The sequence below is a fragment of the Asanoa ferruginea genome (assembly GCF_003387075.1).
GTDB lineage: Bacteria > Actinomycetota > Actinomycetes > Mycobacteriales > Micromonosporaceae > Asanoa > Asanoa ferruginea.
Map to the genome: position 1 here is coordinate 2617272 of NZ_QUMQ01000001.1, position 18360 is coordinate 2635631.

An 18360-nucleotide genomic window follows, 5' to 3' on the forward strand; every position below is an offset into this window, starting at 1 on the left:
TCGCCGCCGCCTCAGCCGAGCCGCTCCGAAAGCTCGATCATGTTGCCCCACGGGTCGCCGATGAGGGCCAGGCGGCTGTTGATCTCTTTGAGGTCGAACGGCCTGCCGAAGATGGTGACGCCGCGGCGGTCGAGTTCGGCGAGCGCGTCGTCGACACTGTCGACGTGTAGGGCGAAATGGTGATAGCTGGGGCGTTCCAGGCTGTCGATGACGTTGGTGTAGTAGGTGCCCGGATCCGGATTGCCGCCGCCGAAGAGCTCGACGTAGAAGTCATCGTCATTCGGCGGTGCCAGGTAGGCGAGTTCGAGACCCGCCCAGGTCCATTCGGCGAGGACGCGGAAATCGAGCTTCTCGGTATACCAGCCCTTGGCCTCGGCGTAGTCGGGCACACGCACGGCGACGTGGTGGCCGCGGGCCGAGGCGAACGGGCTGGACGGGTTTCTCGCGGGTGCTGCCTGGTCGGCCATGACACTCCCCTCCGACACCTCAAAAGCCACGTTAATGGGCTGGCGGACACCGTTTCCCGGAAACGGGTGGTCCCGCCGCGTCGACGGATCCGATCAGCAACACCGTCCACACCTATCCCGCTTTTGGCCGAGCGTTCATCGATCTTGGCCGAGTGACATCTGTTCATGTCTTCGCGTGCCGCATAGCCTCACGTTCGGTCTGCGGGCGGCGATGTCACGAACGGGGCGTCCGGCCGTCGACCGGAAGGGGAGGAGGGAGATGAATCTCCCGCGTAAGTCCATTTTGGTCGGAGTCAGCGCCCTGACGGTGTTCGCATTCGCGGCGCCGGGTGCCGCGGCCGAGCCATCTGGGACCATTCGCAGGGCCGGCGGTCCAACCGCTGTCGCCGGCAGCTACATCGTCGTGTTGAAGGATGGCGTCGCCGCCACGGCGGTCGACGGCACCGCCAAGAAGCTGACCGCGCGGGTCGCCGGCAGGGTGGTTCGCACCTTCCGCACCGCGCTGCGGGGCTTCGAGCTTCAGGCCAGCGCGGCGCAGGCGGCGAAGATCGCGGCCGACCCGAACGTCGCGTATGTCGAGCAGAACCACAAAGTGCGCGCGTCGGGCACGCAGACCAACCCGCCGTCGTGGGGCCTGGACCGGATCGACCAGCGCAACCTGCCGCTGAACCAGTCCTTCACCTACCCGAACACGGCGTCCAATGTGCACGCTTACATCATCGACACCGGCATCCGCACGACCCACCAGGACTTCGGTGGGCGGGCGACCAGCGGCTTCGACGCCGTCGACGCTGGCGCCGCCGATGACTGCAACGGGCACGGCACGCACGTGGCCGGCACGGTCGGCGGCAACACGTACGGCGTGGCCAAGGGTGTTTCGCTCGTCGCTGTTCGGGTCTTGAACTGCGCCGGCGAGGGCACCGACGCGCAGGTGGTGGCGGGCATCAACTGGGTCGCGGAGAACGCGATCAAGCCGGCGGTGGCCAACATGAGCCTCGGCGGAGACCTCAGCACGTCGCTCGACGCCGCGGTCACCAACGCGATCAACTCGGGCATCACGTTCGCTGTGGCGGCGGGCAACGGCAACGCCATCGGTGTGCGGCAGAATGCGTGTAACTACTCGCCCGCCCGGGTGCCTAACGCGATCACCGTCGGTGCTACCCAGATCAGTGACGCGGCTGCCTCGTTCTCGAACTTCGGCACCTGCGTCGACATCATCGGACCGGGCGTGAACATCACCTCGTCCTGGTCGACCAGCGACACCGCGACCAAAGCCATCAGCGGTACGTCGATGGCGGCGCCGCACGTCGCCGGTGCGGCTGCCCTGGTGCTCGCGAACAACCCGAGCTGGAGCAACCAGCAGGTCCGGGACTACCTGGTCAACAACTCGACACCCAACGTGGTGACCAACCCGGGCACCGGCACCCCCAACCGGCTGCTGTTCGTCAACGAGGCCCCGCCGGCCAGCAACTTCACGGTGTCGGTCGCGCCGAACTCCGGCGGTGTCGTGATCGGCGGCTCGGCCACGGCCACGGTCAGCACCAGCAACACCGGGCCGACCCAGTCGGTGTCGTTGGCGGCGAGCGGCCTGCCGGCCGGCGCGACGGCCAGCTTCGCTCCGGCGACGGTCACCTCGGGCGGTTCGTCGACGTTGACGATCGCCACCTCGGCATCGACCCCGGCGGGCACCTACCCGGTGACCGTGACGGGCACCGGCACCTCGGGCACCCGCTCGGCGTCCTACACGCTGACGGTCATTGACGGTCCCGGCGGCTGCTCCGGCAGCAACGGCGGCGACGTGCCGATCCAGGACGTCGGACCGGCGGCGCTGAGCACGATCACGATCGTTGGTTGTGACCGCGCGCCGTCGACCTCGACGAAGGTGGCCGTCACCATCGTGCACAGCTTCCGCGGCGACCTGCTGCTCGACCTGGTGGCTCCGGACGGCACGGCTTACCGGTTGAAGGCGGCCAGCCCTTACGACAGCGCCGACAACGTCAACTCGACCTACACGGTCAACGTGTCGGGTGAGTCGGCGAACGGCAACTGGAAGTTGCGGGCGCAGGACCTGTTCGCGCAGGACACGGGCTACATCAACACCTGGACGCTGACGCTCTAGGTCTGGTTTGGCAAAACGGCCCCGTCTCCGACGGGGCCGTTTTCCGTTCTCAGCAGTTGCCGATCCCATGGGTGAAGAGCCGCTCGGCGGGCGCGGTAAAACCGACGACGACCTTCCGCACGGTCTGCCCGTCGTGCATGAAGAGATAGGCCCGGTCGCCGCTGGTGACCAGCAGACCGTCGAACTGGTAGCTCCCGGCCGGTGCGGTCATCGCCGTGGCCCGCGGATAGGTCGCCCGCGCGGTCGTGAGCGGCGTGCCTTCGCCGATGCCTTCCGGCGTGGTGAGCGGGGGGTGCACCCAGAGGAGCACCAGTCGCCCGTCGGCGAAGACCGGGTTGGCCGCGCTGGTGGCGGTGAGGGTCGGGCCGCAGGCGGCGGCGGGGTGGCTCAGGGCACCTTGCCGGGTGAGGTCGGTGTCGCGCTGGCCGAGGCGCACGTCGCCCACGCCGTTGAAGTCGACCGTGTTGGCCGAGGCCGTGTTGGTCGCGTAGGCCGGCGACGGCGACCGGTTGACCGCGTAACCGGCGAGGAGCGCGAAGAGGGCGAGCGCGACGATGATCAGCGGGACCAGCCGTGGCTTCATGTAACCTCCCCAGCACACAACGTAGCCGTTATCCACAGGTTTATCCACAGCGTGTGGATAGAACGTGTGTACGAGCGAGAGCGCTGTGACCTGGTCTTATGCGCCGCTGTGCGGTCGCGGGAGCCGTTGGTCGACCAGTTTGGGCGCGGCGAAGTCGCGGTTGTCGACAACCAGTTGCGCGCGTTCACGTGGCCGCACGTCGTCGAGGTAGCGGCGCTCGCCGGGCACGTATTTGGTGCGATATCGCCGCTCCGCCTCCTCGGCGGACACCATCCACACTTGGTCGCGGGCGACGCCCCGGCGCACGACGTCGTCGAACGAGACGTCGACGAAGATCCGCAGATCCCAGTGGTCGTCGAGTTCGGGCCGCTGAAGGAAACAGCCGTCGGCGATCATGATCGCGTCGGCCTCCGCGCCCCGGATCGGCCCGTCGAGCACGGTGACGGCGGCGAGGTCCATCAGCTCGCTGCGATAGCGGCGGCTGCCGCCCGGGCCGAGCGGCAACAGCAGCTCGTCGCGGATCCCGTCGTTGTCCCACGAGTCCAGGTAGTAGCTCTCCGGAGAGTCGAAGGGAAACCGGGTGCGGGCCGTGACCGCGCGCTTGAAGTGGTCGATGCCGACCCGGATCACGTGGCGGGCCGTGCGCGCCCGCACCGTCTCGGCGAGCTCGTCGCCGAGCGTCGTCTTACCGGCCGCGGAGCAGCCGTCGATCGCCACCCGCACCGGGTGTGGCCGGTCGACCTCGAGCACCGCCGCCGCCAACGCCGCCAGCACGTCGCCCCGCTGCCCCACGATTCCTCCCCCGACTGACCCGCCCGGGAATGAAAGTAGGGCCGGCCCGCAACGGACCGACCCTACTGAGAAGTTCGCGACTGAGAAACGCGCGGAGGATACGAGATTCGAACTCGTGAGGGTGTAAACCCAACACGCTTTCCAAGCGTGCGCCCTAGGCCTCTAGGCGAATCCTCCGTCGCACAGGATACAGGTCGTCTCGGAGCGATCCAGGCCACCCCAAACCCGGCGATGGGCCGCTCCAGGTAGGCTAGGGGCACCCCTCGTGCGGCGTGCAACCTGTGAACCTCCCCAGGGCCGGAAGGCAGCAAGGATAAGCGGGCTCTGACGGGTGCACGAGGGGCCTTTCTCTATCTGGCCCCGGCTTACGACCACTCCGCTTGGGCGGCGTGCCAGCCCAGTTGCATGCGGGTGCGTACCCCCGCCAGTTCCATCATTCGTTGCACCCGGCGCTGCACGGTGCGCATCGACATGCCGAGCTGGGACGCGATGGCGCGGTCGGTCAGGCCCGCGAGGAGCAGCGAAAGCACCTGGTGGTCGAGGGGGAGCAAGGCGTCGGCCGGGCGTTGGTCGGCCAGGGCGCCGTCCGGGCCGAGACAGAGCGGCCAGGCGCGCTCCCAGGTGGCGTCGAACAGGGCCTGCAACGCGTCGAGCAGACCGCTGGGTTGGACCACCACTGCGGCGGGCAGGTCAGCCGCGTCTTCGGCCATCGGCAGGATGGCCAGCGAGCGGTCGGCGATCACGAGTTTGATCGGGACCTGTTCGGCGACCCGCACCTCTTCGCCGGCGGTCAGTGCCGCGGTGGCGTTGGGCACTCCGCCGTCCTGTTCCAGGAGCGCCCGCTCGACGACCACCCGGTAGCTGACGCCGCGCCCCACCGCGTCGGCCTCCGCCGCGTTGTCGGCGCTCTTGACGGCCAGCGTGGTCGCGGTGACCAGGGCCTGCACCTCGGTGGTGGCGGTGAGCTGGAGCTGCTCGAAGCGTTGCCGGATGACCTCGACACCGGTCACCACCTCGACCAGGTCGCCGGAGGCGCGGTCGGCCACCGTCGCCCGGTAGCGCGCGGCCAGCGTGGCGAGTTCCTGCTCCGCGCGGCGGAGTTGGTCGCGGCGCTGGGTGACCAGCGGGGTCAGCGCGAGCGTGGGCGAGCTGGCGATGTGCCGACCGCCGGACCGGGCGGCCAGGCCCAGGTCACGCAGGCTGGTCAGGGCGGCGTCGGCCGCGGGCAGGCTGGTGTCCAGGGCCGCGGCCAGCTCGGCCGTCGTCGCGGCGGGTCGGGCGACCAGCTCGCGGTAGGTGGCCTCCTCGATCGGGCGCAGCCCGAGCGCGGCAAGCGGTGAGGTTTCGGTCACTGTTACTTCCCCCAGGTCAAGCGCTGGCGAGTATGCGCCATGACCTAAATACGACGCAAGCGGAGCGTCCCGTCCGTGTCGTGGGTGTGCCAATGTGTGCGCAGTCGGCGCAGACCCCTCACCCCCCAACTGCGCCGGCTACCTCTTCCGATGTCCGGGCGTTGCCAAGCAGTTGGTGGCGCCCGGATCACCGTCATGGGGCGGGCAACCTGTCGGACCGGCGTGAGAGGCTAGACGCCGTTGGGAGGGGACTCGTGGCGCTCGCGCTCTACCGCAAATACCGGCCCCGGACATTCGCCGAGGTGATCGGCCAGGACCATGTGACAGAGCCGCTTTCGCAGGCCCTGCGCAGCGGCCGGCTCAACCACGCCTACCTCTTCTCCGGGCCGCGCGGCTGCGGCAAGACCTCCAGCGCGCGCATCCTCGCCCGCTCGCTCAACTGCGAGCGCGGCCCCACTCCTGAGCCCTGTGGGGTCTGCGACTCGTGCCGGGCGCTCGCACCCGACGGCTCCGGCTCGATCGACGTGATCGAGATCGACGCGGCCAGCCACGGCGGCGTCGACGACGCCCGCGAGCTGCGCGAACGCGCCTTCTTCGCCCCGGCCGCCAGCCGCTTCAAGATCTACGTGATCGACGAGGCGCACATGGTGTCGACCCAGGGCTTCAACGCGCTGCTCAAGCTGGTCGAAGAGCCACCCGACTACGTCAAGTTCATCTTCGCGACGACCGAGCCCGACAAGGTCCTCGGCACGATCAAGTCGCGCACCCACCATTACCCCTTCCGGCTGATTCCGCCGGGCATTTTGCGGCCCTACCTCGAGCAGCTCGCCGACGCCGAAAACGCGAAGGTCGATCCCGCGGTCTTCCCGCTGGTCGTCCGGGCCGGCGCAGGCAGCGCCCGCGACTCCCTGTCGGTGCTCGACCAGCTCATCGCCGGCGCCGGCCCCGAGGGTGTGAGCTACTCACGGGCGGTGGCCCTGCTCGGCGTGACCGACGCCGCCCTGATCGACGAGATGTGCGACGCGCTGGCCGCCGGCGACGGCGCTGCGGCTTACGCGACGATCGACCGGGTCGCCGAGGCCGGCCACGACCCCCGCCGCTTCGCTTCCGACTTGCTGGAGCGTCTGCGCGACCTGATCGTCATGCAGCAGGTCCCCGAGGCGGCGGCCAAGGGCCTGATCGACGGTCCGGCCGACCAGCTCGAGCGGATGAGCGCCCAGACCCAGCGGCTGGGCCCGGCTACCCTGTCCCGCAGCGCCGACATCGTGCACAACGGCTTGATCGAAATGCGCGGCACCACCGCGCCGCGGCTCCTGCTCGAGCTGATCACCGCCCGGATGCTGCTGCCGACGGCCGACAAGGGCGAGAGCGGGTTGCTCCAGCGGGTCGAGCGGATGGAACGCCGGCTGTCGCTCGGCGGTGATTTCGAATCCGGCGAGCCGGATGACGACTACTCCGGTCCCGCCGTGCTCGCCGGGCGTGGGTCTTCTTCGGGCAACCGGCCGCAGGCCGGACCGGGCGCCGGTGCCGGTTCGGCGGCTGCTGATGGCGGGGTCGAATCCGGCGGTGGCGGTTCGAGGTCGGCCGGTGGCGGCGCGGCCGCGGCGCGGGCGGCCGCCGCTGCGGCGGCGAGCCGCTCGGGCGGTGCGCGTCGCGGAGATGCCGGATCCACGGATAACGCGGCTGGCAACGGCGGTGATCCGGGGTTGGCGGCGGGTCGCGCGGGTGGCGCGCGCCGCGGAGATGCCGGATCCACGGACAACTCGGCCGGCAACGGCGGTGCTCCGGGGTTGGCGGCGGGTCGCGCGGGTGGTGCGCGCCGCACCGAGGTTGTTCCCGCGGATGACGTGGCTGGCAGCGGCGGTGACCCGGGGTTGGCGGATGGTGCGCGCCGCACCGAGGTTGTTCCCGCGGATGACGTGGCTGGCAGCGGCGGTGATCCGGGGTTGGCGGCGGGTCGCGCAGGTGGTGCGCGCCGCGCTGAGGTCGTTGCTGCGGATGACGTGGTTGGCAGCAGCGGTGATCCGGGGTTGGCGGCGGTTGGTGCGCGCCGCACTGAGGTCGTTCCTGCGGATGACTTGGCTGGCAACGGCGGTGGTCCGGTGCCGAGTGACTTGCCTGGTGATGATCTTGCAGCTGCGGGCGACGTGGCCGGCAGTGGGGAGTGGCCCTCCCAAGCGGATCGCGCCGGTGAAGATGTCGGCTCTGCCGACGATGCACCCGGTCGTGGCGGTGATCCGCGTTCGGCGGCACCACAAGCCGACCTTGGCCCAGCATCAAGCGCCGAAAGCGTTGCGCGGGCGAACGGCAGAGCGGCCGAGGACAGCGACGAAACGGCCGACGGCGACAGTCGCCCGCCACGGCGGGTTCCGCCTCAGGCGGTGATGGCCGACCCCGCCACCCCCGATCCAGTGATTCCAGAAGCGGCCGCGCCAGGCGCGCTCGACGCGGCCGCGGTGCGCCGGGTCTGGGACGAGATCGTCGCCATGGTGCGGGTCAACAACAAGAGGATCGCGGCGTTGGCCAGCGAGGCGACCGTCCGCGACATCGACGGTGACACCCTCGTCCTTACTTTCCGCCATGCCTTCCACGCCCGCACGCTCGCCGAAAGCCCCGAACCTGTGGTCGACGCGATCTACGAGGTCCTCGGTGGGCGCTGGCAGATTCGCTGCGAGTTGGCCGGCGACCAGCGCGGAGCTGCGGGCCCACCGCCGGCACGCCCGACCGCCGCACGCGAGCCGAGCGGCGGCAACGCCCCGGCCGCGGCCCGCGAGACCAACGTCAACGCCCCGGCGGCCAGCGGTTCTGCGCCGGGCCGGGAGCGGCGCGGTCGCGAGCACTCGTCGAATGGCCAGGGGGAGAGCGGCGCTTCCGGCGACCGCTCCGACGAAGACCACCCGGCCGTCCCTAGCGCCCGTGCGGTTCAGGATGCTGACCCACCCCCGAGTGAGCTCGCCGAGGAGCGGGTGGCCCCGGCCGACCCCGCCGTTCTTGGGGACGGGCCGGACGAGGCTGATCGTGGGCCAGTAGGGAACGTCAGCGCGCAGGACCCGGGTCGTCCTGGGCCGGCCGCCGAACAGGCTCCGGCCCAGAACGGCCAAGGAGCCGGCGACGCGGCTCGAACCTCCGGACGTCAGGGCGAATCGGGGCCTTCGACCCCGACCGGCCCGGATCGCCGCGACACCGTGGCCAACGCGGATGACGAAGACGACTGGCCGGAGACCGCCCTACCCGGCGGCTTATCTGCGGATGCCGGCGACAGCGACTGGCCGGAAACACCGCCCACGACATTCGCCGTCCCGCAAGCCAGGAATGAACCCGCCGAATCGCCCACTCCGGTTGTCGCCGCGGCCGCGACGGCGACGATCGGCGGCGCCGTCACCGCGACCAAGCCGGCCAAATCCGCACCCGGCAGCGTCGGCGCGGCGGCCGCCGCCCGCGCCGCGGCCCGGGCCGCGGCGGGCGGCCGGGCAAAGCCGGCAGCGGCACAGGCCGACGTCGAATTCGCTGGTGAGCCACCCTTCGACCCCGACTACGACGGCCCGGGCAAGGGCGCCGAGCGCAAGGCCAAATTCGAGGGCTTCGACCCCGGCGACGAGCCGACCGACGAGGTCATCGACGAGCGGACCGCCCGGCAGAGCAGCGAACAACAGGCATTCGCCCTTCTCCACGAAGCTTTGGGCGCCGAACGGATCGGTGAGATCGACCTCAAGTAGGCGTACCTCAATAAGCGGTCTGCCGTGACAACAACAACCACAAGCGCACCTCGCCCGCGCCGGGTGCGATCACCCCACTAGTCTCTTAAGAGACCGACGGTTTCGACGACAGGAGTCTCCCGTGCGCCCCGGTGGACAGCCCAACCTGCAGCAGCTCATGAAGCAGGCGCAGAAGATGCAGCAGCAGATCGCTGACGCGCAGGCCGAGCTGGCCGAGACCGAGGTGACCGGCACCGCCGGGGGCGGCCTGGTCACCGCCACGCTGGCCGGCACCGGCGAGGTGCTCGCGGTCAAGATCGACCCCAAGGCGGTCGACCCCGACGATGTCGAGACGCTCGAAGACCTCGTGCTCGCCGCGCTGCGCAACGGCACCGAGGCGGTCCGGGCGCTCACCGAGGAGAAGATGGGCCCGGTCAGCGGCGGCATGGGCGGCCTCGGCCTGCCCGGCTTCTAAGAGAACCAGGGCCAGAGATGTACGAAGGCGCCATCCAGGACCTGATCGACGAGCTGGGGCGCCTGCCCGGAGTGGGCCCGAAGAGCGCACAGCGGATCGCGTTCCACATCCTCGCCGCCGACCCGGCCGACGTCACCCGGCTGGCCAACGTGCTCAACCGGGTGAAAGACCAGGTGCGGTTCTGCACCGTCTGCTTCAACGTCGCCGAGTCCGAGCAGTGCCGGATCTGCCGCGACCCGCGCCGCAGCGGCGAATACCTCTGTGTCGTGGAGGAGCCCAAAGACGTCGTCGCGGTCGAGCGCACCGGTGAGTTCCGCGGCCGCTACCACGTGCTCGGCGGGGCGATCAACCCGCTCGAGGGCATCGGCCCCGACCACCTGAAGGTCCGCGAGCTGATGAGCCGGCTCGGGTCGGGCGAGGTCAAGGAGCTGATCCTGGCGACCGATCCGAATACCGAGGGTGAAGCCACCGCGACCTACATCGCCCTGCTGGTCAAGCCGATGGGCATCGCCGTAACCCGGCTGGCCAGCGGACTACCGGTTGGCGGCGACCTCGAATACGCCGACGAGATCACCTTGGGCCGTGCCTTTGAGGGCCGGCGTGCGGTCTGAGTCACTGTCCGACCGACACAAGCCACAAATCTCCGCAACTTAGGCACTGCAAAAGCCGCTCATCGGGCATATGCGGGCAATCTGTCCGCTTCGATACCGGGGGCCGGTGTGACACTGGCCGTTACGTGTGCCAGCATGACCGTCACACCGAAGACGTTCTCACGTCCGGGCACAGCGTTATCCCCCGATTACCCGAGGTTCCGAGTTGGCAGGTCACATTGTCATTACGGGCAGGCCTGAAGTTGGTTACGCCCACCGCCCGCCCTTGACGCTGAGCGACGACGCGAGAAATTGTTCGGTACGCAGCGGCACGACGTCGCTGTCGTTCGCGCGCCCGTTCGGCTCACCCCAGTCGGGCGGTCACCACGAACTCTCCACGTACGCGCCAACCGATCGGTTGTCGACGCGGCGGGGACCGGTCCGCCCTGCGGGCTTCACGGTCACCTGCGCGCGGCGACCGGGGAAAGGACCGGGCAACTGATGGTCGTTGGCCCCGACGCGTCCATTTCCGATCAGGTCCCTGTCGGAGAGCCGCCGGCTGAAGCCGAGGGCTCCCAGAAGGCGATCGAAGGACGCTCCCTAGGCCAGATCGCCTGGCGCCGGCTCAAGCGGGACAAGGCCGCTATGGCTGGCGGCATCGTGATCATCCTGCTGATCCTCATCGCGATCTTCGCGCCGCTCATCGTGCACGCGTGGGGTTACCCACCGAACTCCTTCCACCAGGAGACGATGGACCCGGCGACGCAGTCGCCCACCTCGACGTTCCCCTTCGGCCACTTCGACTCCAAGCACCTGATGGGTGTCGAGCCGCCGTTCGGACGCGACATCTTCAGCCGCGTGCTCTACGGCGCGCGCATCTCGCTGCTGATCGCGTTCCTGTCGACGCTGCTTTCCGTGGTCATCGGCGCGACGCTCGGCGTCATCGCCGGTTTCCTCGGTGGCTGGGCCGACTGGGTGATCAGCCGCGCGATGGACCTGTTCCTCGCGTTCCCGATCCTGGTGTTCGCGATCGCGTTGGCCGGTGTCATCCCCGACAAGGCGTTCGGGTTGTCCGGCGACACGCTCCGAATAGTGCTGCTGATCTTCATCATCGGTTTCTTCAACTGGGGCTACATGGCCCGCATCGTCCGCGGACAGACGCTCTCCCTGCGTGAGCGCGAGTTCGTCGACGCGGCCCGCAGCCTCGGTGCGCGCAACGGCTACATCCTCCGCAAGGAGCTGTTGCCCAACCTGCTGGCGCCGATCCTGATCTACGCCACTCTGCTGATCCCGACGAACATCCTGTTCGAAGCCGGCCTGTCCTTCCTCGGCGTCGGCATCAGGCCGCCGACGGCGACCTGGGGCGGCATGCTCAGCGAGGCCGTGCACTACTACACGATCCCGCACTACATGTTCTGGCCGGGCTTGGCGATCTTCATCACCGTGCTGGCCTTCAACCTCTTCGGAGACGGACTCCGCGACGCGCTTGACCCAAAGACGCGATGAGCTCCGACCGGTTCCACCCGAAGCCCCACCACCTCTCAACGAAGGGGAGCAGTAGATGAAGAGAAGGTTGGTGACTGGCGTCGCCGTTGGCGTCGCAGCCGCCCTCGCGCTCGCCGCCTGTGGCGGCGGGGGCACTGATTCCAACACCGACAGCAGCGGTGGTGGCACCACCACCACTGCCGCGTTCGATGCCGCCAACGGCAAGGTGTTCAACCCGTCCGACAAAAAGGGCGGCACCTTGAAGATGGCGATCTCGGACTCATGGGACTCGGTCGACCCCGGCGACACCTATTACGCGTTGTCGTGGAACCTCGCCCGCCTCTACACCCGTTCGCTGACCATGTTCAAGGTCGGCCCGGGCAAGACCAGCGCCGAGCTGACCGGTGACCTCGCCGAAGGCCTGGGCGTGCCCAGCGACGGTGGCAAGACCTGGACCTACAAGCTGCGTCCGGGCCTGAAGTTCGAAGACGGCACCCCGATCACGTCGAAGGACGTCGAATACGGTGTGTCGCGCTCGCTGGAGAAGCCGACGCTGGTCAACGGCCCGACCTACTTCAACGACTTCCTCGACCTCAAGGGCTACAAGGGCCCCTACACGAGCAAGGGCCAGGACAACCCGGCGATCGACACGCCGGACGACCTGACCGTGGTCTTCCACCTCAACAAGCCCTTCGGTGGCTTCGACTACTTCGCGCAGATCCCGGCCACCGCGCCGGTCCCGGCCGCGAAGGACACGGGTGCGAAGTACAAGGAGCACGTGGTTTCCTCGGGCCCCTACAAGTTCGCGAGCTACGAGGACGGTAAGCACTTCACGCTGGTCCGCAACGACCAGTGGGACCAGGCGACCGACCCGAACCGCAAGGCTCTCCCGGACGGTTACGACGTGACGATCGGCGCTCAGGCCGACGACATCGACAACCAGATCATCGACGGGTCGCTCGACGTCGACCTCGCCGGCACCGGTGTGCAGCCCGCGGCTCTGTCCCGCGTGCTGGGTCAGCCCGACCTCAAGGCCCGCGCCGACAACCCGCTGGCCGCGCGGCTCAACTACACCTCGATCAACCCGAACATCGCCCCGCTGAACAACATCGAGTGCCGCAAGGCAGTCGAGTACGCGGCGGACAAGACCAGCTACCAGACCGCTTACGGCGGCCCGGAGGCTGGCGGCGAGATCGCGACCGGCCTCATGCCGCCGCAGATCCCTGGCTTCCAGAAGCTCGACGTGTTCTCGTCGGGTGCGGACAACAAGGGTGACCTCGACAAGGCCAAGGCCGCTCTGCAGGCCTGCGGTCAGCCCAACGGCTTCGAGACGAACGTCGCGTTCCGCGCCGAGCGTCCGAAGGAGAAGGCGGCCGCCGAGGCGCTTCAGCAGTCCCTCGCCCGGGTTGGCATCAAGCTCACGCTCAAGGGCTTCCCGGTTGGTGACTACTTCGCGCTGTACGCCGGCAAGCCGAGCTACCGCAACGAGAACAACCTCGGCCTGATGATCAACAGCTGGGGCGCGGACTGGAACGACGGCTTCGGCTTCCTGTCGCAGATCGTCGACGGCCGGGTCATCCGGGACACCGGTGGCTCGTCCAACCTGAGCGTCAACATCCCCGAGGTCAACACCATGATCGACGGGGCCATCGCCGAGACCGACACCGCGAAGCGTGACGCCGACTGGGGCGCCATCGACAAGCGGGTCATGGAAGAGGCGGTCATCCTGCCGGGCGTCTGGGGCAAGGCGGTGACCTTGCGCAGCAAGAACACCACCAACGTCTTCGTCAACGACGCGTACGGCATGTACGACTACCTGTCGATGGGCGTTCAGTAAATCCGTTTCAGCTACAGCTACACCTCTTGGTTAGCAAGCACCCCCAAGTGAGGTAGGTGAAGGCGCGCGGCGGTCGGCCCGCCCCGGTAACACGGGGCGGGCCGGTCGCCGGAGCCGAACTCCGTGGTCTCGTACATCATCAGGCGTCTGTTCGGCGCCGTGCTGACGCTGGTGATTGTCAGCATGATCACCTTCGGCATCTTCTACCTGGTGCCGCGGTGGGCTGGCGGCACGCCGGAAAGCCTGGCGTCCCGCTATGTCGGCCGCACGGCCAACGCCCAGCAGGTCGCTGAGGCGGCCCACGGGCTCGGCCTCGACAAGCCGTTCTTCACGCAGTACTGGGACTGGTTCCAGGCCATCTTCGTGGGTCGCGACTTCTCGTTCGGCGCGACACAGGCCCACTGCCCGGCGCCCTGCCTCGGCTACTCGTTCATCGGCCGCAACCCGGTGCTGCCGGACATCCTCGACCGGCTCCCGGTCACCGCGTCCCTCGCCTTCGGCGCGGCGATCATCTGGGTGATCTTCGGCGTTGCCACCGGTGTGCTGTCGGCACTGCGCCGGGGCAGCATCTTCGACCGGATGGCGATGGGCGTCGCCCTGGGCGGTGTCTCGCTCCCGATCTTCTGGACCGGCCTCGTCTCGCTGGTCCTCTTCAGCTACACCCTGCACTGGACCGCGCCGGGTAGCTCCTACACACCGATCGAGCAAAATCCGGGGCAATGGGCGTACGACCTGATCCTCCCGTGGATCACTTTGGCCCTGTTGTTCTCCGCGGCCTACGCCCGGCTGACCCGTGCGGGCATGCTCGAGACGATGGGTGAGGACTACATCCGCACCGCGCGGGCCAAGGGCCTGAAGGAACACACCGTGGTGACGCGCCACGGCCTGCGGGCCGCGCTCACCCCGATCGCCACCATCTTCGGCCTCGACGTCGGCCTCCTGCTGGGCGGTGCGGTGCTCACCGAGAGCACCTTCGGCCTCCAGGGCATCGGCAAGTACGCCATCGACGCCATCTCCGCCAACGACATGCCGAAGGTGATGGGCTTCGTGCTCTTCGCGGCCGGCTTCGTCGTCATCGCAAACCTGATCGTGGACGTGGTGTACGCGGTCATCGACCCGAGGGTGAGGCTGGCCTGATGCCTGCTCCAGATGCCTTCCTCGATGTGCGGGACCTGCGCATCCACTTCCCAACCGACGACGGCCTGGTCAGGTCTGTCGACGGTCTGAACTTCTCGCTCCAGCGCGGCAAGACGCTGGGCATCGTCGGCGAGTCGGGCTCCGGCAAGTCGGTGACCAGCCTCGGCATCCTGGGGCTGCACAACAAGCGCAACGCCCGGGTGTCCGGCGAGATCGTGCTCGACGGCACCGACATCGTCAACGCCGACCCCGAGACGGTCCGCAAGATGCGCGGCCGCCGGATGGCAATGATCTTCCAGGATCCGCTGTCGGCGATGCACCCCTATTACACGGTGGGCACGCAGATCATCGAGGCCTACCGGGTGCACAACAACGTGTCGAAGGCGGTCGCCAAGAAGCACGCCATCGACATGCTCGGGCGGGTCGGCATCCCGCAGCCGAACCGGCGGGTCGACGACTACCCGCACCAGTTCTCCGGCGGCATGCGGCAGCGCGCGATGATCGCGATGGCGCTGTCCTGCGACCCGGAGCTGCTGATCGCCGACGAGCCGACCACCGCGCTCGACGTGACGGTGCAGGCGCAGATCCTCGACCTGATGCGTGACCTCCAGCAGGAGTTCAACTCCGCGCTGATCATCATCACCCACGACCTGGGTGTGGTCGCCGAGCTCGCCGACGACGTGCTGGTCATGTACGGCGGCAAGTGCATCGAGTACGGCTCCGCGGTGACCATCTTCGAGGAGCCGGAACACCCGTACACCTGGGGTCTGCTCGGTTCTATGCCCCGGCTCGACCGTGGCGTGACCAAGCGGCTGTTGCCGATCAAGGGCAACCCGCCGTCGCTGATCAACGTGCCGAGCGGCTGTGCGTTCCACCCCCGATGCGCCTATGAGGCGCAGACCGGTGGGCTGGGCTCGACGCAGGTCCCGGAGCTGGTCGAGGCCGGCCGGGGCCACCTGGTGCGCTGCCACCTTCCGGTGGCGGAGCGCAAGCGGATCTGGCAGGAGCAGGTCCGCCCGAAGTTGGAGGCAGCATCATGACGGAGAGCACCGCGCGGGAAAGCGTCACGACGCAGGCCCCGCAGCAAGAGGCGCTGCTCTCGGTGACCGGGTTGCAGAAGCACTTCCCGATCACCAAGGGTCTCTTCAAGCGGCAGGTCGCGGCCGTCAAGGCCGTCGACGGCATCGACTTCGAGGTGTTCAAGGGCGAGACGCTCGGCCTGGTCGGCGAGTCCGGCTGCGGCAAGAGCACGACCGGCCGCCTGATCACCCGCCTGGCCGAGCCGACCGCTGGCAAGATCATGTTCGACGGCAAGGACATCTCGCACCTGAGCACCGGCGCGATGCGACCCTTCCGCCGTGACATGCAGATGATCTTCCAGGACCCGTTCTCGTCGCTGAACCCGCGGCACACGGTCGGCTCGATCGTCGGCGCGCCGTTCCACATCCAGGGCGTCAAGACCGAGCACGGCACCAAGCGCGCGGTGCAAGACCTGCTCAAGCTGGTGGGCCTCAACCCGGAGCACTACAACCGCTACCCGCACGAGTTCTCCGGCGGCCAGCGGCAGCGCATCGGCATCGCCCGCACGCTCGCACTCAAGCCGAAGCTGATCGTCGCCGACGAGCCGGTCTCCGCGCTCGACGTGTCGATCCAGGCCCAGGTCGTCAACCTGCTCGAAGACCTGCAGACGGAACTCGGCCTGACCTACGTGGTGATCGCACACGACCTGTCGGTCGTGCGGCACATCTCCGACCGGGTCGCGGTCATGTACCTGGGCAAGATCGTCGAGGTCGCCGACCGGGAGACGCTCTACGCGAACCCGCGGCACCCCTACACGGTCGCGCTCATGTCGGCGGTGCCGGTGCCCAACCCGCGCCGGCGCGAGGCCAACCAGCGCGAGCGAGTGCTGCTCACCGGCGACGTGCCGAGCCCGATCGACCCGCCGACCGGTTGCCGCTTCCGCACCCGCTGCTGGAAGGCACAGGACATCTGCGCCACCGAAGAACCGCCGTTGGTCGTGCGCCCCGGCGACGCACCCGGTCACCAGACCGCGTGCCACTTCCCGGTCGCTGATGACGAGCAGGTCGTCGGCCGCACTAAGGCAGCTTGATCAGATAGAGCATGTCCCGGGCCCGTCGGGGGCGCGACCGTCGCTCCCGCCGGGGATCGCTCCGCCTTCGCTTCGCTTGCCAGGTCCGCGGTTGGGTTTGGGGCTCTGCCCCTTTCGGGGCTTTGCCCCGGACCCCACCGGGGCGCTGCCCCGGCCCCGGCCGCTCTAAAGAGATGCCGGGAAGGGCGGATCTCCTCGTCGGGCTTCGCTTAGGGCACCAGGATCTGCGCATGGGGACAAGGTCGTTCGTCCAGTAGGGCGCTCCACCTTGTCCCCATGCGCAGATCCTGGTTTGTGGGCTGCGCCCGACGAGGAGATCCGCCCTGGGGTGCGGCTTTGTCGGTGGTCCTGCTCAATGCCACGGTGGGTGCGGTTCTATAAGCCGCTGCCACTGCCACTGCCGCTGCCGCTGCCGCTGCCGCTGCCGCTGCCGCTGCCGCTGCCGGCTGCCGGCTGCCGGCGTCGGGCCACCTCTCCGCGTGTCGCTTGCCGCCGCGCCGGTGGCGGGAGATCTAGGTAAAAGGATGTCGCTTGAGCAGCATTCTTTTTCCTAGATCTCCTGGTTCTGGCGGTGCGGCTTGATCATGTGTGGCGGGTCTGCACGATTCGGGGCCCGCGGGTTGATCGTGTGTGTCTGGTCTGCACGACACGCCGCGCGACGTCTTGATGGGGTGCACATGATCAAGCGGACAGGACCTGCCGGTGCTGACCAGCTGCAAACGATCACCGGACGCCGGGCAGGAGCCAAACGCTGCTCCCCAACGGACACTCCCGCCGGGCCAAGCGCAACGCGTGAGTTAGCCCGACGGGCGGTTGAGTAGGCCCACCGCGATCGTGTGGACCGCGTCTAGGTCGGCTGGGTCCTTCAGGGCCGCTTTGGCGCCGGTCACCGCGTACCATTCGGCCGCGTCCTTGTATTGCACGCGGAGCACCACGTTGCCGCCGGTCAGCTCCGTGCGCAGCGTCAGGTCGCCGGTGATCACGCCGACCTCGTCGGTCATCACTCCGCCGGGGCCGGCGGTCAGGTCGGATTGCTTTGCGCTTGGATCGGCCATCAGCAGGTCTCCAGCATGTCGGCGAGCGCGTCCTTCTCGGCGCTGGTCACCGTCAGCTTCCAGTAGTGCTTGACGGCGATCCAGTCTTGCGCGTATTCGCACCAGAAGTCGCGGTTGCTCGGCTTCCAGAGCGACGGATCCTGGTCACCCTTTGCCCGGTTGCTGTTGAGCGAAACCGCGAAGAGTTGGGGCCGGGTCAGGTCGTTGGCGAAGTCGCCGCGCTTCTTGTCGTCCCAGTCGTCGGCACCTGAGCGCCAGGCGTTGGCGAGCGGCACCATGTGGTCGATATCCAGATCGGCGGGGTCGGTCAGCGTCTTGTTGTCGTAGACGCTGTGCCACCGGCCACCGACCACGTTGCACCCGCTGAGTTCGACGCCGGTGCCATCGCGTTGCAGGACCGTGTCGCGTACGTCACAGTTCTTGCCGGCCTTGCGCCAGTGCGGGAAGTGCTCCCGGCTGTAGCCGCTCATCGACCCCGACCGGGCAATGGCCAACTGGTCGAGCAGACGGGTGGATTCGGTGGCAGAAGCGCTGCTTTCGCTGGTTCGTGGGGTGGCCGAGCTCCCGGTCGAACCGGGGTCAACCGGGACGCAACCGGCGACGCTCGTGAGGACCGCGACGGCGGCAAGAACATTGACGAAGATGCCAGGGGTACGCACGACC

The 18360-nt window shown here is 68.6% G+C and carries 15 protein-coding genes, 1 tRNA gene and 1 other RNA gene; 10 read left to right on the forward strand and 7 right to left on the reverse strand.

What is annotated here, in order from left to right; genetic code table 11:
* Positions 1-11: 11 nt before the first annotated feature.
* On the reverse strand, positions 12-467 hold the full coding sequence (locus DFJ67_RS12495) for a VOC family protein (RefSeq protein ID WP_116068033.1): 456 nt from the start codon (positions 465-467) through the stop codon (positions 12-14).
* Positions 468-726: 259 nt separating this feature from the next.
* On the opposite strand from DFJ67_RS12495, the gene DFJ67_RS12500 reads away from it, so the two are divergent.
* Positions 727-2586, forward strand: coding sequence for a S8 family serine peptidase (locus DFJ67_RS12500; RefSeq protein WP_116068034.1), 1860 nt, complete (start codon positions 727-729; stop codon positions 2584-2586).
* Positions 2587-2635: 49 nt separating this feature from the next.
* On the opposite strand, the gene DFJ67_RS12505 is transcribed toward DFJ67_RS12500, so the two are convergent.
* The 3 genes from DFJ67_RS12505 to DFJ67_RS12515 form a co-directional block, all read right to left on the reverse strand.
* Positions 2636-3169 carry a hypothetical protein gene (locus tag DFJ67_RS12505; protein WP_116068035.1) on the reverse strand — a complete coding sequence of 178 codons (534 nt, stop codon included), beginning with the start codon at positions 3167-3169 and terminating at the stop codon, positions 2636-2638.
* Between the two features lie 96 nt (positions 3170-3265).
* On the reverse strand, positions 3266-3961 hold the full coding sequence (locus tag DFJ67_RS12510; protein WP_116068036.1) for a nucleoside/nucleotide kinase family protein: 696 nt from the start codon (positions 3959-3961) through the stop codon (positions 3266-3268).
* Between the two features lie 92 nt (positions 3962-4053).
* Positions 4054-4138: transfer RNA gene (locus tag DFJ67_RS12515), tRNA-Ser, on the reverse strand.
* A gap of 80 nt (positions 4139-4218) precedes the next feature.
* On the opposite strand from DFJ67_RS12515, the gene ffs reads away from it, so the two are divergent.
* An RNA gene (gene ffs, locus DFJ67_RS12520) (signal recognition particle sRNA small type) lies at positions 4219-4309 on the forward strand.
* Positions 4310-4326: 17 nt separating this feature from the next.
* Here the strand turns inward: ffs and DFJ67_RS12525 are convergent.
* A complete protein-coding gene (locus DFJ67_RS12525; protein ID WP_116068037.1) occupies positions 4327-5313 on the reverse strand; it encodes a LuxR C-terminal-related transcriptional regulator in 987 nt (328 codons plus the stop codon).
* Positions 5314-5567: 254 nt separating this feature from the next.
* Here DFJ67_RS12525 and DFJ67_RS12530 point away from each other — a divergent pair, with 254 nt between their 5' ends.
* The 8 genes from DFJ67_RS12530 to DFJ67_RS12565 all read left to right on the forward strand — a co-directional run bounded on the left by DFJ67_RS12530 (position 5568) and on the right by DFJ67_RS12565 (position 16642).
* Positions 5568-9029 carry a DNA polymerase III subunit gamma and tau gene (locus DFJ67_RS12530; RefSeq protein WP_116068038.1) on the forward strand — a complete coding sequence of 1154 codons (3462 nt, stop codon included), beginning with the start codon at positions 5568-5570 and terminating at the stop codon, positions 9027-9029.
* A gap of 145 nt (positions 9030-9174) precedes the next feature.
* Positions 9175-9483: a YbaB/EbfC family nucleoid-associated protein gene (locus DFJ67_RS12535; protein WP_239097641.1), complete on the forward strand. Its 309-nt coding sequence runs from the start codon at positions 9175-9177 to the stop codon at positions 9481-9483.
* 17 nt (positions 9484-9500) lie between these two features.
* Positions 9501-10094, forward strand: coding sequence for a recombination mediator RecR (gene recR / locus DFJ67_RS12540; protein WP_116068040.1), 594 nt, complete (start codon positions 9501-9503; stop codon positions 10092-10094).
* Between the two features lie 480 nt (positions 10095-10574).
* Complete coding sequence (locus DFJ67_RS12545; protein WP_116068041.1) at positions 10575-11579, forward strand: ABC transporter permease; 1005 nt, start codon at positions 10575-10577, stop codon at positions 11577-11579.
* Between the two features lie 55 nt (positions 11580-11634).
* Complete coding sequence (locus DFJ67_RS12550; protein WP_116068042.1) at positions 11635-13395, forward strand: ABC transporter substrate-binding protein; 1761 nt, start codon at positions 11635-11637, stop codon at positions 13393-13395.
* 123 nt (positions 13396-13518) lie between these two features.
* Complete coding sequence (locus DFJ67_RS12555; protein WP_116068043.1) at positions 13519-14532, forward strand: ABC transporter permease; 1014 nt, start codon at positions 13519-13521, stop codon at positions 14530-14532.
* Positions 14532-15572 carry an ABC transporter ATP-binding protein gene (locus DFJ67_RS12560; RefSeq protein ID WP_116068044.1) on the forward strand — a complete coding sequence of 347 codons (1041 nt, stop codon included), beginning with the start codon at positions 14532-14534 and terminating at the stop codon, positions 15570-15572. Before DFJ67_RS12555 ends, DFJ67_RS12560 begins: the two co-directional genes overlap by 1 nt.
* Positions 15569-16642, forward strand: a complete 1074-nt coding sequence (locus DFJ67_RS12565) for an ABC transporter ATP-binding protein (RefSeq protein ID WP_116068045.1) — start codon at positions 15569-15571, stop codon at positions 16640-16642. The genes DFJ67_RS12560 and DFJ67_RS12565 overlap by 4 nt, the downstream gene beginning before the upstream one ends.
* A gap of 797 nt (positions 16643-17439) precedes the next feature.
* Here the strand turns inward: DFJ67_RS12565 and DFJ67_RS12570 are convergent.
* Together DFJ67_RS12570 and DFJ67_RS12575 are read right to left on the reverse strand one after the other, a co-directional pair.
* The gene (locus DFJ67_RS12570; RefSeq protein WP_409363006.1) at positions 17440-17802 is read right to left on the reverse strand and encodes a hypothetical protein; all 363 of its coding nucleotides are present in this window, start codon (positions 17800-17802) and stop codon (positions 17440-17442) included.
* Positions 17697-18356, reverse strand: coding sequence for an HNH endonuclease family protein (locus DFJ67_RS12575; protein WP_116068047.1), 660 nt, complete (start codon positions 18354-18356; stop codon positions 17697-17699). The genes DFJ67_RS12570 and DFJ67_RS12575 overlap by 106 nt, the downstream gene beginning before the upstream one ends.
* Between the last annotated feature and the right edge of the window lie 4 nt (positions 18357-18360).

Bases quoted from the DNA above. Each gene is read 5' to 3' on its own strand.
- DFJ67_RS12565 (WP_116068045.1), top strand. From the start codon at position 15,569: ATGACGGAGAGCACCGCGCGGGAAAGCGTCACGACGCAGGCCCCGCAG.
- DFJ67_RS12560 (WP_116068044.1), top strand. From the start codon at position 14,532: ATGCCTGCTCCAGATGCCTTCCTCGATGTGCGGGACCTGCGCATCCAC.
- DFJ67_RS12505 (WP_116068035.1), bottom strand. From the start codon at position 3,169: ATGAAGCCACGGCTGGTCCCGCTGATCATCGTCGCGCTCGCCCTCTTC.
- DFJ67_RS12550 (WP_116068042.1), top strand. From the start codon at position 11,635: ATGAAGAGAAGGTTGGTGACTGGCGTCGCCGTTGGCGTCGCAGCCGCC.
- DFJ67_RS12495 (WP_116068033.1), bottom strand. From the start codon at position 467: ATGGCCGACCAGGCAGCACCCGCGAGAAACCCGTCCAGCCCGTTCGCC.
- recR (WP_116068040.1), top strand. From the start codon at position 9,501: ATGTACGAAGGCGCCATCCAGGACCTGATCGACGAGCTGGGGCGCCTG.
- DFJ67_RS12545 (WP_116068041.1), top strand. From the start codon at position 10,575: ATGGTCGTTGGCCCCGACGCGTCCATTTCCGATCAGGTCCCTGTCGGA.
- DFJ67_RS12500 (WP_116068034.1), top strand. From the start codon at position 727: ATGAATCTCCCGCGTAAGTCCATTTTGGTCGGAGTCAGCGCCCTGACG.